The organism is Bradyrhizobium sp. Pa8, from assembly GCF_052588265.1.
This window is the reverse complement of the sequence record NZ_CP176767.1, coordinates 5,649,241-5,673,212: the sequence shown is the minus strand read 5'-3', so window position 1 is coordinate 5,673,212 and position 23,972 is coordinate 5,649,241. Positions and strand designations below refer to the sequence as shown.

Annotated in this window: 34 protein-coding genes, 1 tRNA gene and 1 pseudogene; 17 read left to right on the top strand and 19 right to left on the bottom strand. The window is 62.2% G+C overall.

From position 1 onward, the window contains the following. Nucleotides 1–2 precede the first annotated feature (2 nt). Genes ACKWRH_RS26725 through ACKWRH_RS26715 form a run of 3 tightly spaced genes read left to right on the top strand, consistent with a single transcriptional unit; the run spans nucleotide 3 to nucleotide 2,539 of the window. Nucleotides 3–668 (top strand): DUF4166 domain-containing protein, encoded by a 666-nt coding sequence (locus ACKWRH_RS26725; RefSeq protein WP_445215958.1) that lies wholly within the window; start codon nucleotides 3–5, stop codon nucleotides 666–668. Continuing rightward, nucleotides 665–2,101 carry a TIGR01777 family oxidoreductase gene (locus ACKWRH_RS26720; protein WP_445215957.1) on the top strand — a complete coding sequence of 479 codons (1,437 nt, stop codon included), beginning with the start codon at nucleotides 665–667 and terminating at the stop codon, nucleotides 2,099–2,101. Before ACKWRH_RS26725 ends, ACKWRH_RS26720 begins: the two co-directional genes overlap by 4 nt. Nucleotides 2,102–2,110: 9 nt before the next feature. Then, a complete protein-coding gene (locus ACKWRH_RS26715) occupies nucleotides 2,111–2,539 on the top strand; it encodes a hypothetical protein (protein ID WP_445215956.1) in 429 nt (142 codons plus the stop codon). A gap of 8 nt (nucleotides 2,540–2,547) precedes the next feature. Here the strand turns inward: ACKWRH_RS26715 and ACKWRH_RS26710 are convergent, their stop codons facing one another. Further along, a complete protein-coding gene (locus tag ACKWRH_RS26710) occupies nucleotides 2,548–3,399 on the bottom strand; it encodes a LysR family transcriptional regulator (protein ID WP_445215955.1) in 852 nt (283 codons plus the stop codon). Nucleotides 3,400–3,512: 113 nt separating this feature from the next. Here ACKWRH_RS26710 and ACKWRH_RS26705 point away from each other — a divergent pair, with 113 nt between their 5' ends. Further along, the gene (locus tag ACKWRH_RS26705; RefSeq protein WP_445215954.1) at nucleotides 3,513–3,935 is read left to right on the top strand and encodes a tautomerase family protein; all 423 of its coding nucleotides are present in this window, start codon (nucleotides 3,513–3,515) and stop codon (nucleotides 3,933–3,935) included. 45 nt (nucleotides 3,936–3,980) lie between these two features. On the opposite strand, the pseudogene ACKWRH_RS26700 reads toward ACKWRH_RS26705, so the two are convergent. Beyond that, nucleotides 3,981–4,687, bottom strand: a pseudogene (locus ACKWRH_RS26700) (DNA helicase). A gap of 198 nt (nucleotides 4,688–4,885) precedes the next feature. Beyond that, complete coding sequence (gene lipB, locus ACKWRH_RS26695; RefSeq protein WP_445215953.1) at nucleotides 4,886–5,623, bottom strand: lipoyl(octanoyl) transferase LipB; 738 nt, start codon at nucleotides 5,621–5,623, stop codon at nucleotides 4,886–4,888. An 82-nt stretch (nucleotides 5,624–5,705) separates the two neighbouring features. Here lipB and ACKWRH_RS26690 point away from each other — a divergent pair, with 82 nt between their 5' ends. From ACKWRH_RS26690 to ACKWRH_RS26680, 3 genes are all read left to right on the top strand, one after another. Further along, nucleotides 5,706–5,948 (top strand): FliM/FliN family flagellar motor switch protein, encoded by a 243-nt coding sequence (locus tag ACKWRH_RS26690; RefSeq protein ID WP_015685538.1) that lies wholly within the window; start codon nucleotides 5,706–5,708, stop codon nucleotides 5,946–5,948. Between the two features lie 179 nt (nucleotides 5,949–6,127). Further along, nucleotides 6,128–6,212, top strand: a tRNA-Leu gene (locus tag ACKWRH_RS26685). Nucleotides 6,213–6,351: 139 nt separating this feature from the next. Beyond that, nucleotides 6,352–7,707 carry a DUF6538 domain-containing protein gene (locus ACKWRH_RS26680; protein WP_445215952.1) on the top strand — a complete coding sequence of 452 codons (1,356 nt, stop codon included), beginning with the start codon at nucleotides 6,352–6,354 and terminating at the stop codon, nucleotides 7,705–7,707. On the opposite strand, the gene ACKWRH_RS26675 is transcribed toward ACKWRH_RS26680, so the two are convergent. The 9 genes from ACKWRH_RS26675 to ACKWRH_RS26635 all read right to left on the bottom strand — a co-directional run bounded on the left by ACKWRH_RS26675 (nucleotide 7,697) and on the right by ACKWRH_RS26635 (nucleotide 11,927). Then, nucleotides 7,697–7,921, bottom strand: coding sequence for a hypothetical protein (locus ACKWRH_RS26675; protein ID WP_445215951.1), 225 nt, complete (start codon nucleotides 7,919–7,921; stop codon nucleotides 7,697–7,699). The two genes, ACKWRH_RS26680 and ACKWRH_RS26675, sit on opposite strands and share 11 nt — an antisense overlap. Next, nucleotides 7,918–8,340, bottom strand: coding sequence for a hypothetical protein (locus tag ACKWRH_RS26670; RefSeq protein ID WP_445215950.1), 423 nt, complete (start codon nucleotides 8,338–8,340; stop codon nucleotides 7,918–7,920). The genes ACKWRH_RS26675 and ACKWRH_RS26670 overlap by 4 nt, the downstream gene beginning before the upstream one ends. Nucleotides 8,341–8,419: 79 nt before the next feature. After that, nucleotides 8,420–8,653: a hypothetical protein gene (locus ACKWRH_RS26665; RefSeq protein ID WP_445215949.1), complete on the bottom strand. Its 234-nt coding sequence runs from the start codon at nucleotides 8,651–8,653 to the stop codon at nucleotides 8,420–8,422. Then, on the bottom strand, nucleotides 8,653–8,862 hold the full coding sequence (locus tag ACKWRH_RS26660) for a hypothetical protein (protein ID WP_445215948.1): 210 nt from the start codon (nucleotides 8,860–8,862) through the stop codon (nucleotides 8,653–8,655). Before ACKWRH_RS26660 ends, ACKWRH_RS26665 begins: the two co-directional genes overlap by 1 nt. After that, nucleotides 8,849–9,340, bottom strand: a complete 492-nt coding sequence (locus ACKWRH_RS26655; RefSeq protein ID WP_445215947.1) for a hypothetical protein — start codon at nucleotides 9,338–9,340, stop codon at nucleotides 8,849–8,851. The genes ACKWRH_RS26660 and ACKWRH_RS26655 overlap by 14 nt, the downstream gene beginning before the upstream one ends. Next, on the bottom strand, nucleotides 9,333–10,487 hold the full coding sequence (locus tag ACKWRH_RS26650; RefSeq protein ID WP_445215946.1) for a DNA-directed DNA polymerase: 1,155 nt from the start codon (nucleotides 10,485–10,487) through the stop codon (nucleotides 9,333–9,335). Before ACKWRH_RS26650 ends, ACKWRH_RS26655 begins: the two co-directional genes overlap by 8 nt. Next, entirely contained in the window at nucleotides 10,484–10,708 is a 225-nt protein-coding gene (locus ACKWRH_RS26645; RefSeq protein ID WP_445215945.1) for a hypothetical protein, read from the bottom strand. Before ACKWRH_RS26645 ends, ACKWRH_RS26650 begins: the two co-directional genes overlap by 4 nt. Before the next feature lie 49 nt (nucleotides 10,709–10,757). Continuing rightward, nucleotides 10,758–11,159 (bottom strand): DUF7768 domain-containing protein, encoded by a 402-nt coding sequence (locus ACKWRH_RS26640; protein WP_445215944.1) that lies wholly within the window; start codon nucleotides 11,157–11,159, stop codon nucleotides 10,758–10,760. 90 nt (nucleotides 11,160–11,249) lie between these two features. Beyond that, nucleotides 11,250–11,927 carry an XRE family transcriptional regulator gene (locus tag ACKWRH_RS26635; RefSeq protein WP_445215943.1) on the bottom strand — a complete coding sequence of 226 codons (678 nt, stop codon included), beginning with the start codon at nucleotides 11,925–11,927 and terminating at the stop codon, nucleotides 11,250–11,252. 253 nt (nucleotides 11,928–12,180) lie between these two features. Here ACKWRH_RS26635 and ACKWRH_RS26630 point away from each other — a divergent pair, with 253 nt between their 5' ends. From ACKWRH_RS26630 to ACKWRH_RS26585, 10 genes are all read left to right on the top strand, one after another. Next, nucleotides 12,181–12,579, top strand: a complete 399-nt coding sequence (locus tag ACKWRH_RS26630) for a helix-turn-helix domain-containing protein (RefSeq protein WP_445215942.1) — start codon at nucleotides 12,181–12,183, stop codon at nucleotides 12,577–12,579. 12 nt (nucleotides 12,580–12,591) lie between these two features. Next, a complete protein-coding gene (locus tag ACKWRH_RS26625; RefSeq protein ID WP_445215941.1) occupies nucleotides 12,592–13,374 on the top strand; it encodes an ATP-binding protein in 783 nt (260 codons plus the stop codon). A 45-nt stretch (nucleotides 13,375–13,419) separates the two neighbouring features. Then, nucleotides 13,420–13,998 (top strand): DUF669 domain-containing protein, encoded by a 579-nt coding sequence (locus ACKWRH_RS26620; RefSeq protein ID WP_445215940.1) that lies wholly within the window; start codon nucleotides 13,420–13,422, stop codon nucleotides 13,996–13,998. 105 nt (nucleotides 13,999–14,103) lie between these two features. After that, nucleotides 14,104–15,216, top strand: a complete 1,113-nt coding sequence (locus tag ACKWRH_RS26615) for a hypothetical protein (RefSeq protein WP_445215939.1) — start codon at nucleotides 14,104–14,106, stop codon at nucleotides 15,214–15,216. Between the two features lie 5 nt (nucleotides 15,217–15,221). After that, complete coding sequence (locus tag ACKWRH_RS26610) at nucleotides 15,222–15,476, top strand: hypothetical protein (RefSeq protein ID WP_445215938.1); 255 nt, start codon at nucleotides 15,222–15,224, stop codon at nucleotides 15,474–15,476. Then, complete coding sequence (locus tag ACKWRH_RS26605; protein ID WP_445215937.1) at nucleotides 15,473–16,114, top strand: MT-A70 family methyltransferase; 642 nt, start codon at nucleotides 15,473–15,475, stop codon at nucleotides 16,112–16,114. The genes ACKWRH_RS26610 and ACKWRH_RS26605 overlap by 4 nt, the downstream gene beginning before the upstream one ends. Nucleotides 16,115–16,168: 54 nt before the next feature. Next, nucleotides 16,169–18,115 (top strand): DEAD/DEAH box helicase, encoded by a 1,947-nt coding sequence (locus tag ACKWRH_RS26600; RefSeq protein ID WP_445215936.1) that lies wholly within the window; start codon nucleotides 16,169–16,171, stop codon nucleotides 18,113–18,115. Between the two features lie 11 nt (nucleotides 18,116–18,126). Then, the gene (locus tag ACKWRH_RS26595; RefSeq protein ID WP_445215935.1) at nucleotides 18,127–18,393 is read left to right on the top strand and encodes a hypothetical protein; all 267 of its coding nucleotides are present in this window, start codon (nucleotides 18,127–18,129) and stop codon (nucleotides 18,391–18,393) included. Next, a complete protein-coding gene (locus ACKWRH_RS26590; RefSeq protein WP_445215934.1) occupies nucleotides 18,380–18,730 on the top strand; it encodes a DUF6511 domain-containing protein in 351 nt (116 codons plus the stop codon). The genes ACKWRH_RS26595 and ACKWRH_RS26590 overlap by 14 nt, the downstream gene beginning before the upstream one ends. Before the next feature lie 11 nt (nucleotides 18,731–18,741). Further along, nucleotides 18,742–21,252 carry a bifunctional DNA primase/polymerase gene (locus ACKWRH_RS26585; protein WP_445215933.1) on the top strand — a complete coding sequence of 837 codons (2,511 nt, stop codon included), beginning with the start codon at nucleotides 18,742–18,744 and terminating at the stop codon, nucleotides 21,250–21,252. A 15-nt stretch (nucleotides 21,253–21,267) separates the two neighbouring features. On the opposite strand, the gene ACKWRH_RS26580 is transcribed toward ACKWRH_RS26585, so the two are convergent. The 7 genes from ACKWRH_RS26580 to ACKWRH_RS26550 all read right to left on the bottom strand — a co-directional run bounded on the left by ACKWRH_RS26580 (nucleotide 21,268) and on the right by ACKWRH_RS26550 (nucleotide 23,959). Continuing rightward, nucleotides 21,268–21,528: a hypothetical protein gene (locus ACKWRH_RS26580; RefSeq protein ID WP_445215932.1), complete on the bottom strand. Its 261-nt coding sequence runs from the start codon at nucleotides 21,526–21,528 to the stop codon at nucleotides 21,268–21,270. A gap of 286 nt (nucleotides 21,529–21,814) precedes the next feature. Next, nucleotides 21,815–22,072 carry a hypothetical protein gene (locus tag ACKWRH_RS26575; RefSeq protein ID WP_445215931.1) on the bottom strand — a complete coding sequence of 86 codons (258 nt, stop codon included), beginning with the start codon at nucleotides 22,070–22,072 and terminating at the stop codon, nucleotides 21,815–21,817. A gap of 116 nt (nucleotides 22,073–22,188) precedes the next feature. After that, nucleotides 22,189–22,563 (bottom strand): hypothetical protein, encoded by a 375-nt coding sequence (locus ACKWRH_RS26570; RefSeq protein ID WP_445215930.1) that lies wholly within the window; start codon nucleotides 22,561–22,563, stop codon nucleotides 22,189–22,191. Nucleotides 22,564–22,762: 199 nt separating this feature from the next. Continuing rightward, nucleotides 22,763–23,182 carry a transglycosylase SLT domain-containing protein gene (locus ACKWRH_RS26565; protein ID WP_445215929.1) on the bottom strand — a complete coding sequence of 140 codons (420 nt, stop codon included), beginning with the start codon at nucleotides 23,180–23,182 and terminating at the stop codon, nucleotides 22,763–22,765. 15 nt (nucleotides 23,183–23,197) lie between these two features. Continuing rightward, nucleotides 23,198–23,545, bottom strand: a complete 348-nt coding sequence (locus tag ACKWRH_RS26560) for an HNH endonuclease signature motif containing protein (protein ID WP_445215928.1) — start codon at nucleotides 23,543–23,545, stop codon at nucleotides 23,198–23,200. A gap of 10 nt (nucleotides 23,546–23,555) precedes the next feature. Next, nucleotides 23,556–23,762 carry a hypothetical protein gene (locus ACKWRH_RS26555; protein ID WP_445215927.1) on the bottom strand — a complete coding sequence of 69 codons (207 nt, stop codon included), beginning with the start codon at nucleotides 23,760–23,762 and terminating at the stop codon, nucleotides 23,556–23,558. Next, nucleotides 23,762–23,959 carry a hypothetical protein gene (locus ACKWRH_RS26550; protein WP_445215926.1) on the bottom strand — a complete coding sequence of 66 codons (198 nt, stop codon included), beginning with the start codon at nucleotides 23,957–23,959 and terminating at the stop codon, nucleotides 23,762–23,764. The genes ACKWRH_RS26555 and ACKWRH_RS26550 overlap by 1 nt, the downstream gene beginning before the upstream one ends. Nucleotides 23,960–23,972: the final 13 nt, after the last annotated feature.

The following is a 23,972-nucleotide window of genomic DNA, read 5'->3' as shown; positions in this document are numbered from 1 at the left end:
CGATGACGTCGGCTCGATTATCAGGCTCCAGCGCATCTCCCTCCGTTCACGTCAAACTACTCGACGACCGCCGCTTCCGAGCATTGCTGTCGGACGAGGATTGGGGCCGGCTGCCGCTCGCGACCTGGCGGCGCTTTTCAAAACGCGTCGCCGACGGCGACAGCGTCGTCTATGTCGGCGTGGTCGATGAGGTCAGCTTCAGCGACATCGGCTGGTGGTTCGCGCAAGCCGCCCGCCTGATCGGCGGACCGCTGCCGACCGGCCGCGACACCGGTGCCCCCATGATTGTGACCGTCACCGAGGACGGCGCGACCGGCGGCCAGACCTGGACCCGCATCGGCGCGCGCAAGCGCGGCTTTCCGCAGGTGATCCATTCCGCCAAGCGTTTTGCCGGCCCGACCGGGCTCGAAGAGTATGTTGGCTTCGGCGTCTCGATGGCGCTCCGCATCGCGGTCGAGGGACAGGTGCTGACCTTCCGTAGTGCCGGTTACGGACTCCAGCTCGGACGCTTGTGGATCCCGCTGCCGCAATGGCTCACGCCCGGCGATCTCACGGTGACGCATAGCGATCTCGGCGAAGGCGCATTTCGTTTCACCCTCGATGTCACTCACCCGCGTTACGGCGCGCTGATCCACCAGTCCGCCGTCTTCAGGGAGGCCGTATCATGACGCCGCTGTTGTGGACCCTCATCGCCATCCAGATCGTGATGGGCGTGTTCGACACCTTCTATCACCACGAATTCACCGAGCGCCTGGCCTGGCGCCCGTCGCAGCGTTTCGAGCTGCAGCTGCACGGGATCCGCAACATGCTCTATGCGCTGCTGTTCCTTGTGCTTGGCTGGCTCGAAGTCCATGGCGTGCTGGCACTGCTGATCGTGGCAGTCCTGGTCGCCGAGATCGTGATCACGCTGATGGATTTCGTCGAGGAGGATCTGAGCCGGAAACTGCCGCCGAGCGAGCGCATCAATCACACGCTGCTCGCGATCAATTACGGCGCCATCCTGGTGCTGCTGTTGCCGGTGCTGATCGATTGGGGGATGCAGCCGTTTGGCGCGACCGTCCTGTATCAGAACTTGCTCAGCATCGCCGCGACCGCCTGCGCGGTCGGCGCGGCGCTGTGCGGCGTCAGGGATTTTGCCGCGATGCGTCGGCTCGGCCGCATGAAAAGCGTGCCCGCGCACGGGCTCGTCGAAAAGCTACCCGGCCGCAAGACCGTGCTGATATCAGGCGCGACCGGCTTCATCGGCAGCCGCCTTGCGGCGAGCCTCAGCGGGGCAGGGCATCACGTCATCGCGCTGATCCGCAACCCCGCCAAGGCCGAGATGTTGCCGCCGCCGGTCACACTGATCACCAGCCTTGATCAGCTCGCCGCGGACACGCCAATCGACGCCATCGTCAATCTTGCCGGCGAGCCGATCGGCAACGGCCTCTGGACCGAGGCGAAGCGCGCGAAGATTCTTGCCTCCCGCATCGACATGACCGGCGAGGTCGTAAAACTGATCGCGCGGCTCGAGCGCAAGCCGGAGGTGCTCGTCAGTGGCTCCGCGATCGGCTGGTACGGCCTGTGGGCCGACCAGGTGCTGACGGAATCGGCCAAGTCTCACGCCTGCTTCAGCCACGAGCTCTGCGCGGCCTGGGAGAAGGCGGCGCGGCCGGCCGAGGAGCTCGGCGTCCGCGTGGTCTGTTTGCGCATCGGCCTCGTGCTGGGCACCGAAGGCGGCTTCATCACGCGCATGCTGACGCCGTTCGAGTTCGGCCTCGGAGGTCCGCTCGGCACCGGGCGGCAGTGGATGTCCTGGATCGAGCGCGACGATCTGATCCGGCTGATTGCCTATGTGATGGCGACGCCCGATCTCACTGGGCCCGTCAACGCCACCGCGCCGATCCCCGTCACCAATGCAAAATTCACCGAAGAGCTCGGCCGTCGCCTGCACCGCCCCGCGGTGTTTCGTATCCCCGGCGGCCTGCTGCGCCGGATCGGCGGCGGCTTTGCCGACGAACTCCTGCTCGGCGGTCAGCGCGTGCTGCCCAACAAGGCGCTGAGCCGCGGTTTTGTGTTCAGGCACGAGACGCTGCGCAGCGCGTTTGAGGCGATCCTGTGAGTTGATGTCATGGCTTGCGAGACCTGCGCCCGGACGACACGAGGCTGGCTTGGCGGATGCCTCACGGCGACGGCCGTTATCGAGCTGTTCCTCCTGTTCCTCCTGGCGTTGGCCGGCTTCAATCGCGTCACCCCGATGTCCCCGTTGAATTTTGTCTCCGCAATCGTGATCGGCGTGCCACTGATCTTGTTCTTCGTTTGCGTGCTCAGTGGTATTCCGTCGATTGCGGCTATCTGGCTGAGCGAACGGTTTTGTATCCGATCGCTCGCATTCTTTATTCCTGCGGGCGGCTTGATCGGAGCCGCGAGCCAGATGGCGCTCTACCGCTCTTTCGCTTCATTCGCCGAACTGGGTTGGCTGTTCGTGGTCGCCGGCTGCTTCGCCGGGTTGGGTTATTGGTATGTCGCAGGCAGATTTGCCGGCACGGAAAAGGGGTGACTTGCGAGCTAAGCCGCGACGCTCCGGAACGTCGCAGCGACCGCGCGCAGCGCTGTCAGCTTGGCGGGATCGCTGACCTTCGAATGCAGCATCACTTTCGAGCTGCCGAGTTTGGGCAGCTTGTGCGCAGGGCCGATGTCGACCAGGCCGGGAGGCGCGATCCGCCGCGCCAGCGGTGCGATTGCAAGCCCGGCGAGCGCGGCCGCAACGACCGCCGTAACGCCGCCGCCGACAAAGCGTTCGCGCCAGGCGAGGCCGGCCTTGTCGAGCGCGCGCACGGCGATGGCGCGGACGCCGCAGGGCGGGGCGAGGGTTGCGAGCGGTAGCGGCTCACCCTTCGGCAGGGTGAAGCGTCGCGCGGCGAACCAGCCGAACTCGTCTTCGGCCAGCTTTTCGCCGCCGCGGCGGCTGCCTTCCTGGCGGACGATCACGGCATCGAGCTGACCTGCGTCGTAAGCGTCCTGCATCTCGCGCGAGAAGCCGATGGTGACGGCGAGGGTGAGACTTGAGGACATCGCGTGCAGGCGTTCGAGCAGCGGCACCAGCTCGGGGCCCGCGGCGTGATCGGAGATGCCAAGCGAGAGCGACTGCGCGGCCGGGGCCTCGCCCGACAGTGCACGGTCATGCGCCTCCATCAGCGCGCGGGCGCGGTCGAGGAACGCGGCGCCTTCGGCGGTGAGCCGGACCGCGCGTGGCGAGCGCTCGACGAGGCGTTTTCCCAGCAATGTCTCCAGCCGCTGAAGCTTCAGGCTGACGGCGGCCTGCGTCGTGCCGAGCGCTTCGGCGGCGCGCGTAAAACTCTGGAGGTCGGCGACCAGCAGGAAGGCTTTGATGGTGGCGATGTCGAGGGTTGCTGTCATTTCGTATCGTTATCACTGGTATCAACAAGGATAAGATACCAAAATGACGAGGCAAGGTCTAGCTTCTCACCAACGCCGCGCAAACTCCGCGCAGCATCTTGAGGAGAACGACCATGCCGCTGATCACCGTGTCCTACACCACCTCCCGCCAGTCGCCGTCGCTGAAGGCCGATATCGCCAACGCCGTGTCCGAGCTCACCGCAAAGATCCTGCACAAGGATCCCAAGGTCACCGCCATCATCGTGAAATCGGTCGAGGCGAGCGACTGGTTCGCCGGCGGCAAGTCGCTCGCCGAGCAGAAGCTTGCCAGCTACTGGATCGACATCCATGTCAGCGAAGGCACCAACACCAAGGACGAGAAGGCGACCTATCTCGCCGCGATGTTCAAGCGCATGGCCGAGATTTTGGGCCCGCTGCATCCCGAGACGTACCTGCATGTCGACGAGGTCAAGGGCGACGCCTACGGCTTTGGCGGCCTGACCCAGGAGCGGCGTTACATTGCCGGCAAGCTCGAAGTTGCGTTGCAGGCGGCGTGAGGTCGCAAGCCGCGGGTGAAGAATCTCACCCGCGGCCTGAAGCCATCAGCTCGCCGCGCGGAACTGGACTTCGGCGTTGTTGATGAAGCACGTCTTGTCGAACAGCTTGAGGTCCAGCGGGTTCGGCAGCCGGACATCGTCGAGGTCTGGGCACGGCTTGACCGACGGATCATAGGATCGATCGATCTGCGAGATGAAGACGACGATCTGCCCGGCGTCGCGCGCGAAGGATTTCAGTGCGCGCACCTGAACAGCGAGATCAGGATTTTCCCGCCTCTGGTCGAGCAGTTGCAGATAGTCGATCACCACGACCGTGCCACGAGGCGCTGCGGCCATCTGCTTGACGACGTAGTCGGCGCTGATGGCGTCGGAGCAGTCGATCTCGAACATCTCCGCGAATTGCGCGGGGTCCACGCCAATCGCCCGCAAGCGGTCGAAGACGTCTTTCTCGGTGTATTCGAGCGAGAAGAACGCAGCGCGATGGCCCGACTTCATGGCCTCCACGGCAAGTTCGAGGCTCATCAGGGTCTTGCCTGACCGGGGCGCGCGCCCACGAGCACCAGATCGCCCGGGCGGAATTGCGGGCGATTGGCGGGCGTGAGTGCGGCGGCCTTTGCCGCGAGCATGCTCCAGGCGGAAAACCCTTCCGTCGCAGCGATGCAGTCAAGCGCGTCGTGGAGCGGAATGCCTTCCTCGCGCGACAGGCGCTTGGCTCGTCGCTTCAGATGATAGATCGGCGCAGAGAGTCTCATCGTCAAAACCTCCCATTGCGAGCAGAAAGCGCAATCCCTCCTTATGCCTGGCGCTCGAACAGTCGGTCCGATGATCTATTCGCCCGGCATGATGTCTGCTTTCCCGGCGGAGGGGGGAGGCGTGGGCGGCACCGGAATCGATCGTAGCCGATTCCGCGCCTGCGGAGAATGCGGGCGGTGTGCGTCCAACAGGAAACGCTAGACGGCCGCTTCCGCCACCAGCGCGCGGGTCGGCCCGAACAGCTCCTCGAACGCCTGCCGGAGCGCGACGTCGACATCGGCCATGGTCACGAGCTGGCCGAGATCGACCAGCGAGGTGATGCCGTAGCGGGGGTCGGCGACGCCGCAGGGCACGATGCCGGCGAAATGGGACAGCTCCGGCTCGACATTGATGGCGATGCCGTGGAACGAGACCCAGCGCTTCAGCCGCACGCCGATCGCGGCGATCTTGTCCTCGTGCTCGGGCCCCTTGTCGGGCCGCTTCACCCAGACGCCGACCCGGTCCTCGCGCCGCTCGCCGCGGACGTTGAAGGCGGCAAGCGTCCGCAGGATCAATTCCTCCAGGCTCGCGACATAGACCCGGACGTCCGGCCGGCGCCGCTTGAGGTCGAGCATGACATAGGCCACCCGCTGGCCGGGCCCGTGATAGGTGAGCTGCCCGCCGCGCCCGGTGGCGAAGGTCGGGAAGCGGGGATCGAGCAGGTCGGTTTCCTTGCCCGAGGTGCCGGAGGTGTAGAGCGGGGGGTGCTCGAGCAGCCAGACCAGCTCGGGCGCCTCGCCGGCGGCGATCTGAGCGACTCGCGCCTCCATGGCGGCCACGGCCTCCGGATAGGGCACCGGCGCGTCCGAGATTCGCCACTCCACGGGTTCGCCGGTGGAGGCGGAAAACGACGTCAAATCGAGGTCTTGGCGGGGGTTTTGAGGCGAATTAACCATTGGCTAACCATAACGTGGTGATCATCTGGGGAGCAAATGCCAAGTCCTTTGGCTTAAGTCCCAAGTTGCGGCGGTCCTGACAGTGCCCACTCTCGATAAAGTCACCGTGGATCTCATGGTCGTCCTCGGGACGACCACCATGCCGATCCATCAAGTATTACGTCTTTCCCGCGGCGCCATCATCGAGCTGGACGCAACCGAGGCCGACGAGGTCAAGGTTCTCGCCAACAATCTGCCGGTCGCCTCCGGCGTGGTGCTGGTCGACCGCAACCGGATCGCGGTCGAGGTCAAGCAGATGCTGCCGCGCACGACGGGCACGCGATAGCGGCCCGGGTACCCGGTAGGGCCGGGGCACACGATAGGGCCGATCCGGGGAGGGGTCCGGATTTTCCCTGCCAAGCTTGTGGAATTCTGGGCCTTTGCAGGCTTGTACCCCTCTGATGGATTTGTTAGATCGGCGCCGTTGATCCGGCAGGCCGCAAGCCCTAAGCCGGCATCCCCAAAGCGCTCGTGGCGGAATTGGTAGACGCGCTGCCTTGAGGTGGCAGTGAGTAAAATCGTGGGGGTTCGAGTCCCTCCGAGCGCACCAAACACAGGCCCTCCCCAAATTGTTATCTGATTGAAAACGCAGCGAAATCCTCGCGGTGTCTTTCCGTCTCTTCCCGTTCTCGCGGTTGGTGTGATACAAATCGGGATATGTTCTGTGATACACGCGCGGGGAGCGCAGCTTGGTAAGACAGGAAAATCAGGATCGCTTTCTGCTCATGCGGGACGGCGTCTATTACTACTGGCGGCGAGTCCCGAAGGTCGTCGTGCATCTCGAAGACCGTGCGCCGGTGATCCGGCAATCCCTCAAGACAGACGACCTCGCGAAGGCCAGGGCTCAGCGGGACATCCTCGAAGAAGCGGACAACGTCCTGTGGGCGTCCATGCTGACGGACGGCAAGACCGACGCGGCGATGGCCGCTCATAAGGTCTCCCGAGCCCGTGCAGAGGCCCTTGGGTTCGCCTACCGCCCGGCGGTGGAAGTGGCGCAGCTACCCATCGAAGACCTCGTCAGGCGCTTCGCTGCGATCTCTGATCTGCGGACGCCGGTGGCGGTCGAGACGGCCGTCCTGGGCGGCGTGGACCGGCCACGGGTCAAGGTCTCCGAAGCCTTCGAGATTTACTGCAATGAGATCGCAGCGGTCGAGATCGTCGGCAAGAGCGAAGAGCAGAAGAAGGCGTGGAAGAAGGTCAAGAAGTACGCCGTCGAAGCCTTCACCAAGGTCGTCGGCGAAGACCTCGCGATGGAAGACATCACGCGCGACCATGCGAAGAAGATGTTCGAGCACTTCAAGGGGCTGATCGCGCCGAAGGATGCCAAGGCGGCGAAGAAGTCGGCCTCGCTCGGCAAGCGCCGCCTGGGCGACATGAGCATCCTATACAAGCGCTACTATGCCCATATCGGCGTCGATGGCAGGGCCAATCCATTCGAGGGCCTGACCTTCAATCAGAAGTTCAAGAAGCGCCGGCTGCCGTTTCCGATTGAATGGGTCCGCGACGTGATCCTAAAGCCCGGAGCGCTCGCTGGCCTGAACGCCGACGCGCGCCATATCGTCTTGGTCAGCATCGAGACAGGCGCTCGCCCAATCGAGCTTCGCTATCTGCGGAAGGATCGCATCAAGCTCCACGACAAGGTGCCGCACATCCTTGTCGAGCCATCGTTCGATCCCGACGAACCGCATGAAGTGAAGACCGTGTCGTCGGTCCGCCGCATCCCGTTGGTCGGCGTCGCGCTCGAAGTGATGAAGCTGCACCCTGACGGCTTCGAGCGCTATCGGGAAAGCGGCAACACGTTGTCGGCGACGGTGAACAGCTTCCTCAAGGAGAACAAGCTACAGCCGACCGGCAAGGAAACGCTCTATGGCTTCCGGCACACGTTCGAGGATCGCCTGAAGGAAGGCCGGATCGACGACGAACTGCGGAAGATTCTGATGGGGCATACCATCGACCGCGAGCAGTATGGCTCGGGCGGATCGCTGAAGCTATATCAGGAAGAGTTGATGAAGATCGTCTATCCGTTCGACAAATCTATCGTCTGACGCGACGGAGCGCGCGAGCCATCGTGGACTCGCTCGCCTTCTTCGTCTCGATCTCGGCCTCAAGCCGTTCGAAGATCGGCAGGTAGACCTCGCCGCCCTGCGGTGCCCGCTCCATGGCGATAGCAAGTCGGTCGAGGCAGCGTTCGAGCGTTTCGATGGTGATCTCGCCATCGGCGGAAATCCTGCCGATGGCGTTGTCGTTGGCGGCCTTCATCGCGACACGACCACTTCGAGGTTGACCGGGACGGCATTGAAGGACGCCGGGTCGCGCGGTCGGTCAATGACCTCCATCACCTGGGGCGTCGTGTCGCCGGTGGAGACGGCCGCAAGCGCGACAAACTCGTCCGACACCGCGCAGCTATGGCCCGGCTCATACGGCGCGAGCATTGCCACGGCGAGATCGAGCGCGCGCTTCGTGCAGTCGAGTTGATCGAGAAGCGCACCGATGTCGCGGCCGTTGGTCATGTGCGCGTAGCCGCGCGACTCCAATGCCTCGCCGATCTCGTCGAGCACTTCGGACGCCTCGGCCTTGTGTTCGCGCTCACGGGTCTCGGCGCGTTCTGCGAGAACGTCCGCCACGCCGCGTTTCAGGTCGTCGAGCGACACCTGATACTTGGAAGCGATCATCCGCATGTCGGCATCGAAGCGGAACGCGCCGTCGTGCTCATTGCTCGCGTCACACACAGCCTGACCGAGACGCGACCTGTAACTCTTAGCCATTGATCTTCTTCCTCCTAACCTCGACGACGACGCCGCGCATACGCTTGGCCTGCTTTGCCGCGATGTTCACGCGGCGATCTTCTGCCTTCTCGGGATCGACGGCGTCCCGGCGAAGTTGTTCCTTTAGCGTCTCGTTGTCGAGACGCGAGGCGGGGCGAGGTCGAGCGATGAAGACCTGCCCGTCGATCAGGCGGCAGTCTCCAAGCCACGCGAAGTTGCTCGCCATCAGGCAACGTCCCGTTCGACTTCGACGTTGCGCGTGACGCCGCGCACGGCCGCGATCACGGCGTCGATCCGCATGTTGATCTCGAAGGTTCGGAAGTGGGCGTCGAGAAGAGCGAGCGCGACCGACTCCACTTCGGGCTTCGCGTTGCGCGAGCGCGCCGCCTCGACCATGCGCTGCGTGGTGATATCGTTGATGTCAGTGAGCGACATGGGTCGGGGCTTCCTGCAAGAGCGAGTGTTGGTCGGGGTGAATAGTCAGGCGATCTTTCCGCTTGCCCTTGAACCGCACCGGCTTGATCGCAGTCGGGTCGCGGAGGAAGGGGAAGCGTTCGTGGATGCCGGTGACGATCTCGATCAGAGCCGTTACCGTCTGCGGCATGGTCAGGCCGAGCTTGTCGGCGACGGGCTGAAGCTCCGCGCGGACTTCCTCGGGCAGAACCTTCGCGCGGGGCACCGCGACGAAGTCCCACCCCAGGAAGCCAAGCACCGCTTCGAGAGACTCGAGACCCGGCTTGTTCTTGCGTCGCCACGCCTTGATCGAAGCGCGGCGGACGCCGGAACCTTCCTCGGTCTCGTCATAGGTGACGCGGAGCCGCGCCATCTCTGCGAAGACGAGTTTCACATGAGGCCCGACGCGATCGGGCATCGTGACGGTGCGCCGGTTGGCGCGGTCGCGGGTCCTACTCATGCTTCGGACCAGAGGCCAGATCGGTCGCGATGTTCATCATGGCGATGACGCCGGTCAGATGTTCGTCATCCGCCTGGAACATGATGCGACGATTGCGATGGTCGGGGTGGAGCGCGATGCTGCTCGCACGGAACGAGTTGAGCATCGTCTTCATGAACATGCCGTTGATGCCGAACGCTGCGATCTCGCCGTTGATCGTCGCCTCGACAACGTCAACGCTGCCGCCGGTCTGGCTGCCGACCGCGATCACGAAGCCTTCCTCCGAACCGGCGCACTGCAAGCGGTGGCCCAACTCTTTGAGGGCGAACGTTTCGAGCAGGGCGACCGTGCTCGCGCACGACTCGCGGCTGACGACGATGCTCTCGGGGGCCGGGGCCGAGACCAGCGGCAGGTAGTTCGGATAGGTGCCGACCAACAGCGAAGAGCAGAAGCGAGTCGTGTCGGTGTAGAAGAAGACCGAGTTGGCGTTGACGACTGCGTTCACCACGTCGGCCTTGCCGAAGAGCCGCAGCACGGAGTTGACCGTCTCGGCCGAGAGGATCACGCCGGGACGGTTGTCGTTCATCGGCATGTCTTCGGCACCGTCCGGCGCAGGGACGGTCGCCTTGAAGAGGATGGTGCCGTTGGTGCCAACGGCGGCGAGCCGCTTGCCATCATCGGCGACGTGAAGGAAGACGCCCTGCATCGGCGAGTTTGGCAGGGTCGAAAGCGCCTGGGCGGTGTGACCGAACAGCCGGACGAGATCGGAGCCTTCGAGCGCGAACTGTGCGCCATCCATGGCGTAGTCGCGAGCAGGCCAGTCTTCAGCGGCGAGGGTGGGGAAGGTGGTGCGGGACCGGCCTGCCTTGGCGATCAGTTCGTACTTTGCCGTGTCCATGGTGAAGGTGACATCGACGCCCTTCGGCAGCCGGTCCACGACGGACTTCAGCTTCATCGCGTCGATGGTGGTCGCGCCGTTAGCCTCGACCTCGCAAGTGCCGGTCGCCTCGACCATCATCTCGAAGTCGGTCGTGGCGATGGAGATCGTGCCATCCTGAACAACGATACGCGCGTTGTTGGCGATCACAGCGGGCGAGTTCTTCGGCGCGCTGGATACGCCGCGCGTTACGATGTCGGCGAGAGTGTCACGATTGATTTTGAACTTCACAGAAGGCTCCATTGTTTGGTCGTGTGAAAGTGGCGCTCGCTACCGACGTGCTTCTCGCACTCGGCGGCGGACGGAAATTTCGGATGGGTGAAGAGACGCAGGCGATTCAGAGCGTCGTCATGCAGACCTGCGCGGATCACCGCGTCGATCTCGTCACGGATCGCAATGTCGTTGAGCGTTGCGAGATGGCGGCGAGCGACCATTGAGTCGCCTTCGCCCAAGGCGGCGTGCGCCCGCAGAAGCGCGAGCTTATCCGCGACCGACATGGGCTCACGCATGGGCGGGAGCCTGCGTTTGGTCGATGGCTTCATAGATGTTGAGCGGCAGAAAGTAGCGGCTCGGAAACTGCACTCGACCAAACGCGCGCAGCTTGAAGGGGCGATTTTCGAGGATCGCGCTATCGAGCGCAGCCCTCATGCCGTTCGACCATCCCCGATCCGTGTAGAAGACCGAGTATGCGGCGACGGATCGCCAAGCGAGGCCGAGCGCGATCCCCAACGCGCGCTCTTCCGGGTCGGTGTCGTCGAGAACTTGAGTGAGAAGAAGGTGCGATGCCTGGGCGCTCTCACCGCGCAGTGCGCAATCCTTCAAGCAACGCCGCGCGTAGGCGACATTGTCGTCAACCGCCCCAGCGTAGGGCGATTCCAAAACTACGAGTTTGATGCTTTGCATGGTCCGTTGCCTCTCCCGAGCGGCAACGGACCATATGGGTGTCTATCCGTTATGTCAACGGATAGCGACGGATGGCAACGGATAAAACGATCAGACTAATTCACAAGAACCTATAATACGCTCTAACGCCTTCACCTGGGAGCGGGGAAGGTCAATGTCCGTTTCGCCGTTGAGGCAACGCACGACGATCTTGTCTGTCGAGATCGAAACGATCTGACGAATCGCAACTCGGTCGTCTTTCTGTCTCACAACGGCGAAGCCTCCGTGAACCACCGGCTTGTTCGTGCTCACGATGGCAATTTCGCCCATACGGTAACGCGGAGCCATGCAGTCGTCGGGAACAGTGATGGCGTAGACTTCTCGACTTGCAACCAGCGGTGAAGTCCAAGACGCTCGACGTTCTGACGCAAGCGGGAAGAACCCGTCTGGATCGGGCAGGCCGATATGGAATAGTGGAATCGCGCCCGAAGCCATCACGGGCGCTTCCACCGAAAGCAGGTTAGACGGCGGGAGCGAGCTTGTTTTAGGAGTGTTCTGCGTACCGAAGAAATAGTCGGCGTCGGTATCAAGGACTTGCCCGAGCTTCGCGAGCGATTCGCGCGTCGGGTTCAATGATTTGCCGGAAAGAAGATCGTTGACGTAGCTTAAACCAAGACCGGCCCGGCGTGACGCTTCATTCCTAGAAACCCCAGCCGCCGCAACGCGCTCTTCGACACGGGTCTTAATTGTGTCGAGCGCTGGGTGCGCCTTTGGGCGCTTGTCGTCCAATCTCGACTTCATGCTCTCCCTGCGTACTCTGCTGATCACCATCCTAATAAACCCTTCTCTAAATCATTCGTTTCCGGTTCGCTACCCGAAGACTAACACCCAATTTAGGTTTCGCCGCGACGGATCGTCCGATGAATTTTGTTCGCCATCCGTTGTCGTCCGTTGACATCACCAACTCTGTCCGTTAGATAAAGTTCAACGGTTTCACGGAAAAGTTGCCAATTGATTCGGCATAAAGCCGGATAAGCGACGGATGTCAAGCGGTAATCGACGGATGGAATTGGCTCAAGATCAGACGAAAGAGGCACTGGCCGAGCGCGTCGGCGTGCTCGAACGCAAGTTAGCCGACCTGCGAAAGTCGATGCTCGCCTCCGGCGCTCTGCCTACCAACTGGCGGTTGACCCCCAAGGAACGCGATCTGTTCCTGGCGCTGCTCTCCAACGACATCGTCACGAAACAGATGGCGATGCTCATCCTGTACGGCACCGCAGATCGGCCGTCCCATAGCGTGGACGTGTTCATGTCGCGCATCCGGTCGAAGACCGAAGATCACTCCGTCCTCATCGAGACCATCAACCGCACCGGCTACCGGCTTGTTGATCGGCTTGTGTGGACGAAGACTTTGAAGCTCGACGCCCCTGTCGAGCACTAACCGGGGAGCCACATGGCAATCTCACTGAAGGGCAGCATCAAGAAGAAGTCCGCTGCCGAAGACCAGCCGATTATCACGATCTATGGCGTGCCGAAGATCGGCAAGTCGTCTCTGGCTGCGGAGTTTCCGCGTCCGGTGTTCATTCAGACGGCGGCAGGCGAAAGCGTCCCGGCTGGCATCGTCGCGGATACCATCGAAGTCCGCAACTACAACGACCTGTGCGAGGCCATCGGCGCGATGGTCAACGAAGATCACAACTACGCCACGGCAATCTTCGACTCGACGACCGGTCTCGAAAACATCATCCGCGCGGAAGCCTGCGCTCGCAATGGTTGGAAGACCATCGAAGAGCCCGGCTACGGCAAGGGCTACAAGATCGCGGCGACGATCTTCCTCGAATACATCGACGGCATCATGACGCTGCGCTCGCAAAAGCAGATGGCCGTGGTGCAACTCGGTCACTGCGATATCAGCCGCTTCGAATCGCCGACGACCGATCCGTACTCGCGCTATCGCGTCAACCTCCACAAGGACGCGGCCGACATCATCGAAGCGAACAGCGACGTGATCGCGTTCCTTAACTTCAAGGCTTCGATCAAGAAGGTCGATGCGGGCTTCAACAAGCAGCTTACGCACGCTGAAGGCGGCGGCGCTCGCTGGATGTTCCTCGAAGAGCGGCCCGGCTTCATCGCTGGCAACCGCTTTAGCATGCCCGCTGAGATGCAGTTCAAGAAGGGTGAAGGCTACGCGGCGCTCGCCAAGTTCTTGCCTGCGCCCCTCGCTGAAGCCGCCTAACCAGCCACCAATACCCACAACACTCGAACGCCATAGGAGATAAACATGGCACAGTTGAACGTAAGCCTCGCCGACGTGAACGAGAAGGACGCAGAAGGCGGCGGCGGACAAATCATCCCCCGCGACCGATACCTGCTCAACATCGTCGAGGGCGAGGTCAAGCGCAACTCGAAGAACACCGGCGATCTCTTCGACTACAAGGCGGAAATCGTCGAGGGCGACTTCGCCGGCGTGAAGATTTACGGCAACATCAACGTCACCCATCAGACGTTGACCGCGCAGAAGATCGGTCAGGCTCAGTTGGCGGCGCTCGCCGAAGCGACCGGCATCGGCAAGGCCAACTTGACCGACACCGACCAGCTTCTGTTCCAGCCGTTCTACGCTGATCTCGATGTCGAGACCTACAAGGCTCGCGACCAAAGCGACAAGGAACGCATGGTCGTGAAGAAGTTCATCCATGCGGGCAACGCGAACGAACCGCCGCCGAGCAAGGCCGCCGCCAACGACAACGTGAAGCAGACCGCCACCACCACGGCGACCACCACCACCCAGGCGCAGAAGACCACCACCACGCCCGCCGCCGGTGGCGGTGGCCGCACGATGCCTTGGCAGCGCACCGCCTAAGACGACGCGCCTAACGCCGGGGCTTCGGCCCCGGCACCTTCTTCCATCCCCCCGACAAATCAGTCTGCAAAACGCGCTTCGGCGCGAACGATAGAGGCTTGCCTGATGGCACCGATCCCGCGTCCCTTTAGTGCCACCACCGAAGCCATCTATGCCGCCTATGCGAAGTCGCGCAGTCAGGCGTGGGATTCTCTCGGCATCTCGATATCGCTGCTTGGTGAAGAGTGCGAGCGGGCACTTTGGTACACCTTCCGTTGGGCCTCGAAGCCCGAAGTGATCGACGGCCTGAAGGCAATCACGTTCGAGACCGGCGAGATCGAAGAGACGCGGCTGCTCAACGCGTTGCGCATGATCGGCTGCGAAGTGGACGAGTTCGACGCTCGCGGCAAGCAATACCGCGTGACGGCGATCTCGGGCCACGTTCGCGGCAAGACGGACGGCAAGGTGCTCGGCCTGCCGGAAGCGCCCAAGACGTGGCATGTCGTCGAAGCCAAGTCCATGAAGGATACCTATTGGGACAAGGTGAAGAAGCTTGGCGTCCGTGAGGGCTACTTCACGCATTGGGTGCAGTTGAACACCTACTGCCATCTCTTCGGCTTTGAGCGCGGCCTTTACATCTGCCGAAACAAGAATACCGGCGAAGTCCATTGCGAGCGCATCGAGACGGACCACGCTGAAGCGATCCGGCTGCTTGCTCGCGCCGAGCGCATCATCAAGTACGCGAACCCGCCGCCGCGCCTACACGACGACCCGAACGCCAAGATGGCCTTCAAGTGCCGGACGATGTGCAACCATCTTGCGAACTGCCATGAGCATTCGTTCGCTCGCATTTCGTGCCGGACCTGCATCCACGCCACGCCCGAGATGTTTGGCGACGCCGCATGGTCCTGCGCCCGCTGGAATAAGCCGCTGTCGCTCGCCGAGCAGAAGCAAGCCTGTCCTGCGCATCTCTTCCTGCCGTCGCTTGTCCCAGGCGAAATGATCGAGGCGAGCGATGAAGAAGAGTGGGCTCTTTACACGCTGCACGATGGCCGTGAGTGGCGCGATGGCGTGAAGCCCGACCCCGAACGTCGCTACTGGCACCATCCCGAAAGCGAAAGCCTGTTCGCCACGCTCCCCGGCGATCCCGATCCTCGCGACACCGAACCCTTCTGCGAAGAGATCACCTTCGCCGAGTTCATCCGCCTGACCGATCACTACGCAGCGCAAGGGGAATAACGCGCATGTCTGCCTATCCGTCCAAGACCCGCTTCAACGACACGAAGAGCGGTCAGTGCATGTACTTCCTGCCTGGGCAGTCCGGCATGCACGGCTTCGTCTGCGGCGCACCGACCGAGAAGTCCTACTGCGACTACCATCACAATGCGACGCATCAGAAGACGAAGCCGTATCGCGAAGGTTACGAACCTCGCACCCGTGCCGCTGGCGATTGGCTCTTGACCGAGCGCGAGCCCGACCTGACGGAGATTCTGCGATGAAGTTTCCGTTCGTATATGCGGACCCGGCTTGGCAGTTCGAGACGTGGAGCGAGGAAGGCAAAGAGCGCTCGCCCGAAGAGCACTATGACTGCATGCCGCTCCCCGAGATTAAGGCGCTGCCGGTGCGTGAGATCGTGCCGGATGACGCGGCCTGCGGCCTTTGGGTCATCGATACGATGATCGACGAAGGCATTAAGGTGCTGAATGAGTGGGGCTTCGATTACAAGACAGGCCTGTTTTACTACGTGAAGGTCGGCCGTGCTCTGCGCCCGCACATGGGCATGGGCTATTGGACTCGAGCCAACCGCGAGATTTGCCTGTTCGGCACGCGGGGCAAGCCGAAGCGCAACGGGAAGGGCGTCGAGCGCCTGATCCTCGATCTCGATCCGAATGATCGCACGATCCTCGCGCCGCGCGGCGAGCACTCGGCCAAGCCGCTCGAAGCCTACAACCGCATCGAACGCCTTCTCGATGGTCCGTACATCGAACTGTTCGCGCGTCACGCACGCGCCGGTTGGCACCAATGGGGCAACGAAGTCGGCAAGACCGGCGGCGTCCCGAACCTCTTCCACCTTCCGGGCCATCCGGCTCGCGCATCCAACGACAACTCACTCTTCGGGGGCCGCAATGCAGCATAACGATCCGCTCGCGGTGTTGCACGCGCGTCCGCATCTGGCGGGAGTGCGTCACTGATGGCGTTCAAACTTCGTTACTATCAGCGGGACTCAATCGACGCGGTCTATGACTATTGGGGCGAGAAGCCGGACGGCAATCCGCTGATCGTGATCCCGACCGGCGGCGGCAAGTCGCCGGTGCTCGGCACCATCACAGAAGAGATGATCGGTTTCGAGCCGCAGACGCGCATCGTCATGGCGACGCACGTTTCAGAACTGATCGAACAGAACTACGCCGAACTGATGGGGCTGTGGCCGTTCGCTCCGGCTGGCATCTTCTCGGCTGGCCTCGGCCGCAGAGAGGCGCACGCGCAGATCGTCTTCGGCGGCATTCAGACGATGTGGAGGCACGCCGCCCGCATCGGTCACGTCGATCTGCTCATCATCGACGAAGCGCACATGCTGCCGCCGGACGCGGAGACCATGTACGGCAAATTCATCGCCGCGCTGAAGTTGATCAACCCGAAGATGTTGATCCTGGGCCTGACTGCGACGCCGTATCGGACCAACTCCGGCATCCTCACGGAGGGCGACGATGCGTTGTTCGACGCCATCGCTTACGAAATCTCGATCCGCGAGCTTATCGAAAAGGGCTTCCTGTGCCCGCTGGTCTCGAAGGCTACCGCCACCGCGAAGACGATGGTCGATTTAAGCAAGCTTCGTCGCTCCGGCGGCGAGTTCACCGACAAGTCGCTCAAGGCTGTGTTCGACCAGGGCGAGATCACGAAGGCGGCGGTCGATGAAATCATTGGTTACGCGACCAGCAATGAGAAGCCGCGCAAGTCATGGCTTCTGTTCTGCGCTGGCGTTGAACACGCCTTCCATGTCCGTGACGCGATCCGCGAGCGCGGCTATTCATGCGAAACAATCCATGGCGGAGTTGTGAAGGGCGAGCGCAACCGGATTCTTGAAGACCTCAAGTCCGGCAAGCTTACTTCCGTCACCAACTTCGGCGTGCTCACGACCGGCACGAACATCAAGCGCATCGATCTGATTGCGCTGTTGCGGGCGACGGATAGCACGCAGCTTTACGTCCAGATGTGCGGACGCGGAACGCGGCTCTTGGGCGACACTTACGAAGAGTCCATCCGCAACGGCAAGGAAGACTGTCTCGTTCTCGACTTCGGCGGCAACGTCCGACGCCACGGCCCTATTGATCGCGTCACGATTCGTAAGCCGGGGAAGGGTGGTGGCGAGGCCCCGGTGAAGGAATGTCCGACGTGTCATTCGCTGATCTTCGCCGGTCTCAGCGAGTGCCCCGACTGCGGTCACAAGTTCGAGCGTGATGTCGAGAAGAACATCAAGCAGACGGCCGACGTGACGCCGATTATGTCAACGTCGAAGCCGGATTGGGTGCCGGTGAAGCGGCGCACGTTCTATCGCCACGACAAGCCGGGCGGCACGCCGAGCATCCGCGTCGAGTATCTGTGCGGCTCCGTCTCTCACAAGGAATGGATTTGCCCCGAGCATCAGGGCTATGCCCGCGTGAAGTTCGAGAAGTGGTGGAAGCAACACGGCGGCCAGGACGACGCGCCGTTCACGATCTCGGATACCTTCGCGCGGGCTAAAGAGCTTCGCGAGACCGCCGAGATCATGATCAAGGCGAACGGCAAGCATTGGGAGATCGTCGCTCGCAAGCTGGGTGATCTCGCGCCGGAAGGCACGTCGCAGTCGTTCGTATCGGTGCCGCCGAGCCGCGACGACATGATCGCTCGCAACTTTGAGCTCAACGGGAAGCACGAGCGGGCGGCAGAGTACCGTGCGGCCGTCGCTGCGCAGCCGAAGCCTTGGTCAACTCAGCCCCCGGTAGCGAACGACAACCACCGCGCCGTGATGCCTGGGCACGTTAAGCCGGTCGTGCAGATTCGCACCACGGCACCTTGGAATGCGCAGATCACGCCGCCGCTGCCGAAGACGCGCGCGCCTTGGGACAACACCGATCTCGACGACGACATTCCGTTCTGAAGGGGGCGATCATGGGGAATAACTTTCACAAGGCTATACGGCGCAATGAGTCGTATCAGAAGCTAAGCGCCTACCTGACGCAGCACGGCTACTCGTTCGAGCCGTTGATGGCGGGGAAGCATCCGTATGTTGTTGTGCAGCTAGGCGAGGGGAAGACGGTCAAGTTCTTCTTCCCGTCGAGCGCCGGTGATTGCCGGTCGGCCGACAACTGTGTGTCGCAGATCAAGCGCGTGATCCGTCAACGTCTAGCGAGCAATGACAACAATGCGCGTGTTTGATCTTGAACCGGTTTGCTGCGGTGTCTGCCGCCGCGAAGCAACCGGTATTGGCTACGCCCCGAAGGGTGGCAAGCCGATCCTTTGGCTCTGCGAAGAGCTTGAATGTATCTCACTAGGAAAGGCCGTCTTCCACATGCAGCCGAAGACTCTGACTGCGACCGAAAGCCTCGCGCTTCAAGATGCTGGCGCTGACGCTGGCGCGTACCTCGAACGCCTGGGCAAGTTCAGCTTGGCCGACCTGACCGAGAAGGAGTGGGGCAACTTCCTGACCACCATCCTCAATTCATACGGCGAGAACATGCGCAAGCGTGTCACCGCTGCCGTCGCTCCCTTCTAAGGAAACTCCACATGATCGAATCGCCATTCGCACAATCGGGACCGGGTCTTTACGAGAACGGTTACAACCCGATCCCGATCATGCCGAACAGCAAGTTGCCGGGCCAGTTCTCCGACGATAACTGGAAAGCTTACAAGGGGTGGAACGACTTCTGCACCACGCGGCCGAGCCAGTTGCAGATCAACTATTGGTCGAAGTGGCCGAACGCCGGTGTTGGCGTGGCCTGCGGCCTTGGTCTGATCTGCATCGACATCGACTTCGAGCCCGCGATGGACGCGCTGCTCGAAATGCTCCCGCACTCGAACGTTCAGAAGAAGGGCAAGAAGGGAATCTCGCTCTTCTATCGCGGCAACTCGGATAACATCCGCTCGCGCAACTTCCGCACGCCCGAACGTGTCGGCCTTGTCGATCTGCTCTCCGAAGGCAAGCAGACCGTGTTGCCGCCCTCGATCCATCCCGACACCGGCGAACCGTACTATTGGTGGACCGACGACACGCTGATGGACGTTCGCCTCAGTGAATTGACTGAGTTGCCTGACGACATCGCCGAGCGCATTGGCGAAGTCCTGAAGGCGTATGGATATGATCCCCAGGCGGACCGGCGTCATGAGCCTCCGTCTGACATCCCCGATGTTAGTCAGGTCCATTCGACGGACTTCTTCCGCAAGCTGAACGAAGACGCGCTGTCGAACCTGCATGCCTGGGTGGGCAAGCTGGCGCTGCCGAAGGGGCGTTGGCTCGGGGCCAAGTACCGGGCGGTCGCGCCGTGGCGTTCGTCGGGCTCGGGCCGCACGATGGCAAAGCGCCATCCGAACCTGTCGTTCGATCCGAGCGGCATTCAGGACTTCGGCACCATGGAGACCTTCACGCCCATCAACGTCGTGATGAAGGTCATGGAGCTTGGCGAAGCGCAGCGCGACGCGGCCGTGCAATGGCTGGGCGAGCAGCTTGGCTATAACTTCGGCGTCGAGATCGACCTGCGCTCGCGCCGGAAGGAAGCCGCGCAGATGGTGGAAGCCGCCGAGCGTGACGCCGCCCGCATCGCGGAGCGCGAGAAGGCCATCCTTGAGGCCGCGCCGAGCATGGAGCCGGGCTCTTGGGTCGAGCGCCAGATGGCGGGCGGACTTACTCCGTGGGTCAAGGCGAACCCGCCGGTGCCTTATCAGGTCGCGGCTCTCGCACAGGTCACTAACGCGCCCGCTACGGTGGTTGCGGAGCCCGCTGGCGAGGCTGCTGAAGATCCTGCTACGGATACCGATCACAACGAAGTCGCGCCCACGATGGCGGAATTGGAGGCTCTGTGCCATCCGCCGGGATTGGTCGGCGAGATCATGGATTGGATCGTCGCGTCAACGTCGAGCCCGTCGCGTCCGCTCGCCCTCGGGCCTGCTCTGGCGTTCATTGGGGCGCTCGCTGGGCGGCATCACGCGGGGCCGACTAACCTGCGCACCAATCTCTACATCGTTGCCCTGGCCCCGGCTGGCTACGGCAAGGACTATCCCCGCAAGGCGCTCGGTCGGCTCGCCATTGAAGCCGGGCTCGATCGATATCTCGGGCCGGAAGAGTACCTGTCGGATTCGGCGCTGCGGAAGGCCATCGAGCACAATCCTTCGGTACTCTCGATGATCGACGAAATGGGCGGCTTCGTCTCGAAGATCATGGATCGCCGGGCAGGGACGCATCAGTCGAGCATTCGGCAGATGCTCATGAAGATGTTTACCTCTGCCGACTCCGTCTACAAGGGAGCCGCGTCGGCCGCCGAAGCCGCGACCCCGATCTATAATCCCAACTTCTCGATCTATGGCACGTCCACGCCGTTCGACTTCTGGCCCGCGATGTCCGGCAAGGGCATCTCGGACGGCTTCCTGCCGCGCTGGCTTGTCCTGACGATCACCGGCGACCCGGTCGATGGCGTCGAGCCGACGATGGGCCTCGAACCGCCGACCAAGCTGATTGAGGATTGTAAGGCGATCATCACCCACAACGGCGCTGGCAATCTGCCGGACTCGGCCTCGCGTCCGATCCTGCGGCCTCGCGTGGCCGATTGGGGCGTCGGCGCGAAGGAACGGTGGATGGAGCTGCGGTTGGCATTCAAGCGGCGCGGGGAGGCGTGTTCGCCCGATCTGGCGGCCTTGTGGACGCGCACCATGGAGGTCGCCCTGCGCATCGCCCATATCGTCGCCATCGGCATCGACCCGACCCGGCCGGTGCTCGCGCTCGATCTGGTCAATTGGGCGGCGAAGCTCATGGAGCTTTCGACCCGGCAGTGCATCGTTGAGGTCAGCGACCGCCTGGCGCTCAACGATAAGCAGGCCGAGTACCTGAAGGTCCGCCGCTGGATCAAGGACGCGGGATCGGTTGGCGTGACTAGCTCGACCCTGAAGAAGATGGTCAACGGCGAGTTCGACCTGCGCCGTCTGAACGACATCACCCAACAGCTTCTCGAGTCCAAGCAGATCGAGCAGCGGTTCGCCACGACCAAGACCGGCGGGCGGCCGTCCCATCGGTGGTTCGCGCTGTGATGAAGCGGAGTGCTTCTAAAGCACTCCGGCTTCTACGTCGCCGTAAGCCTGCATCACCCAATTCGACATGTGGCCAGTCCGATAGGTGCGAGACTGGCCCGTCTTCTTGCTCTTAATCGTGATGCCCCCCGAGACCGGGGAGATGACGTTGGCCTCGCGCGTCACGGGCTCTTCGGGAGTCGCCGAAATCTCGAAGTCATCGAGCGAACGCTTGGCGCGTTTCACGAGGTTCTCGAAGTCTTCAGCTTCAGACGGATGAACGTGGGGAATTGGCAATGCTGTCCCTCCAAAATGAATAAACCTCAGATAGGTGGGGCGGTTTGCGCTCAATTCAAGGCAGGGTGGCCGTCTCCGATTGGAGACGGCATTACCCTTCCTAGCGAGGGATTGCAGGGTCTTTACGACCCCAGCCACATCGCGAATGCGATTACCAGACGGGGGTCAACCCTTAGGGTGATTTCCATGGCGGATCACCTCCTTGGGGGCAGTAGCCAAAACGTCGGCCGACGTTGAGGTTCATAAGCCTAGCGTCGCATCAATAGTCAACTACAACTTCCCGTGACTAATCGAAAAACGGCTTCGACTCTTCCGAAAGGTTGAAGCCTGTGATCATCGTGCGGGTCCACGATAGCGTCTCTAAGGCATTCAGGTCGTCGCTGTCGTTGCGGATTTTGGCGTAGCCTTCGTCGAGTTTAGCAACGAAAGTCTGTTTTAAGCCGGGGTGCATTTCGTCCAATGTTTTCACAAGCGCCGCAAACAAAATGGCCGTGGCTGTTTTGACATTATCTAGCTCAGGCGTTCTCTTCGTCTTATCGCTCATTCACCGCTCTCCATACTCGGGAGCTAGAACCGTACCACAATCACCGGCCGTCCTCTCAAGAGGAAAAAAAGCCCGCTGCGAAGCGGGCTTAAATCATTGTGGTGGGGGGGGGCGGCTTAGCTGTCGCCCAAGGGAAACGAACTGGCGATCCGCTGCGCCTTGAGCGACTCGGGCGAGGAGTGGGGGAGCGCCTTGATATGGCGGCGAACGACCGTCTCGAAGTGTGCGACCGGCACATCGGCAAGCTCCATCATGGAGACCTGGGTGTTCGTGTTGCCGATGGATGATCCGCCGAGCGCGACGGTGCCGAGCGCTGCTGCGGTGAGCAGAACGGGTACCCGCATGGCCTTGAGCCATCCGGCCTTCCTCTGCTCGTTCGCCATGAACGTGAGGGCCGCCGCGCACAAGGCGCTGTCGGTTGGCCCAAGAGTCACTTCTTCCCCTGCGCTCAACGCCATGGCAAGCGCGAGCACGTCGCCCCGGTTATTCACGATTGACGGTCCTTTTCTGTCGGGCAGCCCCCGACGATACTAGCTGGGTGTGATGCCACCCAAGGCGCAGATTCGCTCCGCGTCTTGGGTATATTTCTATTTGTTCGCCGGATGATCCGTCAATGAAACACACGGTTAAAGTCTCGGAAAAAAGTTTCCGTATCAAACCGGAGTTTCGCCAATGCAGCGGGGCGATGCGCTAATGCACCGCGCTCGCTGCGTGCATCACCTTCAGGCCGTAGGCGGTGCAACGCGGTCGAGCGTAGACGCCACGCTGATAAAGGCTCACGCCAGCGCATCCCGAGCCGCCACGCGAGATCGCGATGCGGAGGTAGGCCATGCCAGCGCGAATGCCGGTGGCGCAGTCGAACAGGTTCCCGGTGATACCGACTTCGCGTGCGGTCGCAGGCTTAACCTGCATGATCCCGCGCTCGCCAGCGCTTCCGCGAAGGTGGCAGTTGTAGTTGCTCTCGACCTTGGCCACCGCCTGGGCGATGGCGCGAGAGATGCCTTGCGCGTCTGCGGCGGCATCGATCATGGAACGAAGGTCGGACCCGAACGCAGGCAAAGAGGTTCCCATCACGGCCGCGATTGCGACCGCGCTCAGAAGGCGCTTCATGTTGTCGTTCTCCTACTAGGCCGCTACGGCTTCACACTCGAAGCGCTTGGCCTCGTCTCGGCGACGCATGTTCTCTTTGTGCGTCACCATTTCCAGATGATCCGGGTTCACGCAGCGGCGTGTCCGGCAGCGATGATCGAGTTGCTTGCGCGGAGGGATCGGACCGTGTTCGAGCACGTACATCACGATATGGACGGCCATGGTGCCGCCATCGAGACACATGCGCGCGTAGTCCTTCCCTCTGCCTTTGCTTCCCGACGTTGGCCCTGTCCAAATGTGGCAGGGTGTGTCGAGCACCGTTCCTTGAACGATCTCGACGCGAGACATAACCTTCTCGCGAATCTTGTCTCGGCGCGCGCTCATTTGGATCGCCTTAAGTGCGCAACTGGCGCGTCTTGAACGCTTCGATCTGGAACGCGCGATTGTGCGGCGAGTCGGTGATCGACCACGGCACGCGAGACAGGGCCGAGCGGCGTTGACCGCCCTCGACCCAGGTATGCAGCAACTCGGTGAACGGATTGCCGTTCTCGCGAGTGCGGTTGACGATCTTCACGTCAACGTTGGTCAGGATGCGCGCCATCACGCGGCTTCCTTGCCGCTGTAGACGCCGAGCCCGGCCAGCTTCTCGTCAACGACGGCGATGGCCTGCTCGATGACCAGCTTCATGTCGGGCAGCATGCGCTCAACCATATTGGGGCGCAGGTCTTGGTTGCTCTGCATTGGCGTCTTGATCGTGATCTTGGTTTCCGATCCAAGACGGATAAGCAGGCCGGCCATGTAGTCGCGTTCC

Bases quoted from the DNA above. Each gene is read 5' to 3' on its own strand.
- ACKWRH_RS26725 (WP_445215958.1), top strand. From the start codon at position 3: ATGACGTCGGCTCGATTATCAGGCTCCAGCGCATCTCCCTCCGTTCAC.
- ACKWRH_RS26720 (WP_445215957.1), top strand. From the start codon at position 665: ATGACGCCGCTGTTGTGGACCCTCATCGCCATCCAGATCGTGATGGGC.
- ACKWRH_RS26715 (WP_445215956.1), top strand. From the start codon at position 2,111: ATGGCTTGCGAGACCTGCGCCCGGACGACACGAGGCTGGCTTGGCGGA.
- ACKWRH_RS26710 (WP_445215955.1), bottom strand. From the start codon at position 3,399: ATGACAGCAACCCTCGACATCGCCACCATCAAAGCCTTCCTGCTGGTC.
- ACKWRH_RS26705 (WP_445215954.1), top strand. From the start codon at position 3,513: ATGCCGCTGATCACCGTGTCCTACACCACCTCCCGCCAGTCGCCGTCG.
- lipB (WP_445215953.1), bottom strand. From the start codon at position 5,623: ATGGTTAATTCGCCTCAAAACCCCCGCCAAGACCTCGATTTGACGTCG.
- ACKWRH_RS26675 (WP_445215951.1), bottom strand. From the start codon at position 7,921: ATGAAGGCCGCCAACGACAACGCCATCGGCAGGATTTCCGCCGATGGC.
- ACKWRH_RS26670 (WP_445215950.1), bottom strand. From the start codon at position 8,340: ATGCGGATGATCGCTTCCAAGTATCAGGTGTCGCTCGACGACCTGAAA.
- ACKWRH_RS26665 (WP_445215949.1), bottom strand. From the start codon at position 8,653: ATGGCGAGCAACTTCGCGTGGCTTGGAGACTGCCGCCTGATCGACGGG.
- ACKWRH_RS26660 (WP_445215948.1), bottom strand. From the start codon at position 8,862: ATGTCGCTCACTGACATCAACGATATCACCACGCAGCGCATGGTCGAG.
- ACKWRH_RS26655 (WP_445215947.1), bottom strand. From the start codon at position 9,340: ATGAGTAGGACCCGCGACCGCGCCAACCGGCGCACCGTCACGATGCCC.
- ACKWRH_RS26640 (WP_445215944.1), bottom strand. From the start codon at position 11,159: ATGCAAAGCATCAAACTCGTAGTTTTGGAATCGCCCTACGCTGGGGCG.
- ACKWRH_RS26630 (WP_445215942.1), top strand. From the start codon at position 12,181: ATGTCAAGCGGTAATCGACGGATGGAATTGGCTCAAGATCAGACGAAA.
- ACKWRH_RS26625 (WP_445215941.1), top strand. From the start codon at position 12,592: ATGGCAATCTCACTGAAGGGCAGCATCAAGAAGAAGTCCGCTGCCGAA.
- ACKWRH_RS26620 (WP_445215940.1), top strand. From the start codon at position 13,420: ATGGCACAGTTGAACGTAAGCCTCGCCGACGTGAACGAGAAGGACGCA.
- ACKWRH_RS26615 (WP_445215939.1), top strand. From the start codon at position 14,104: ATGGCACCGATCCCGCGTCCCTTTAGTGCCACCACCGAAGCCATCTAT.
- ACKWRH_RS26610 (WP_445215938.1), top strand. From the start codon at position 15,222: ATGTCTGCCTATCCGTCCAAGACCCGCTTCAACGACACGAAGAGCGGT.
- ACKWRH_RS26605 (WP_445215937.1), top strand. From the start codon at position 15,473: ATGAAGTTTCCGTTCGTATATGCGGACCCGGCTTGGCAGTTCGAGACG.
- ACKWRH_RS26600 (WP_445215936.1), top strand. From the start codon at position 16,169: ATGGCGTTCAAACTTCGTTACTATCAGCGGGACTCAATCGACGCGGTC.
- ACKWRH_RS26595 (WP_445215935.1), top strand. From the start codon at position 18,127: ATGGGGAATAACTTTCACAAGGCTATACGGCGCAATGAGTCGTATCAG.
- ACKWRH_RS26590 (WP_445215934.1), top strand. From the start codon at position 18,380: ATGCGCGTGTTTGATCTTGAACCGGTTTGCTGCGGTGTCTGCCGCCGC.
- ACKWRH_RS26585 (WP_445215933.1), top strand. From the start codon at position 18,742: ATGATCGAATCGCCATTCGCACAATCGGGACCGGGTCTTTACGAGAAC.
- ACKWRH_RS26575 (WP_445215931.1), bottom strand. From the start codon at position 22,072: ATGAGCGATAAGACGAAGAGAACGCCTGAGCTAGATAATGTCAAAACA.
- ACKWRH_RS26565 (WP_445215929.1), bottom strand. From the start codon at position 23,182: ATGAAGCGCCTTCTGAGCGCGGTCGCAATCGCGGCCGTGATGGGAACC.
- ACKWRH_RS26560 (WP_445215928.1), bottom strand. From the start codon at position 23,545: ATGAGCGCGCGCCGAGACAAGATTCGCGAGAAGGTTATGTCTCGCGTC.
- ACKWRH_RS26555 (WP_445215927.1), bottom strand. From the start codon at position 23,762: ATGGCGCGCATCCTGACCAACGTTGACGTGAAGATCGTCAACCGCACT.
- ACKWRH_RS26550 (WP_445215926.1), bottom strand. From the start codon at position 23,959: ATGGCCGGCCTGCTTATCCGTCTTGGATCGGAAACCAAGATCACGATC.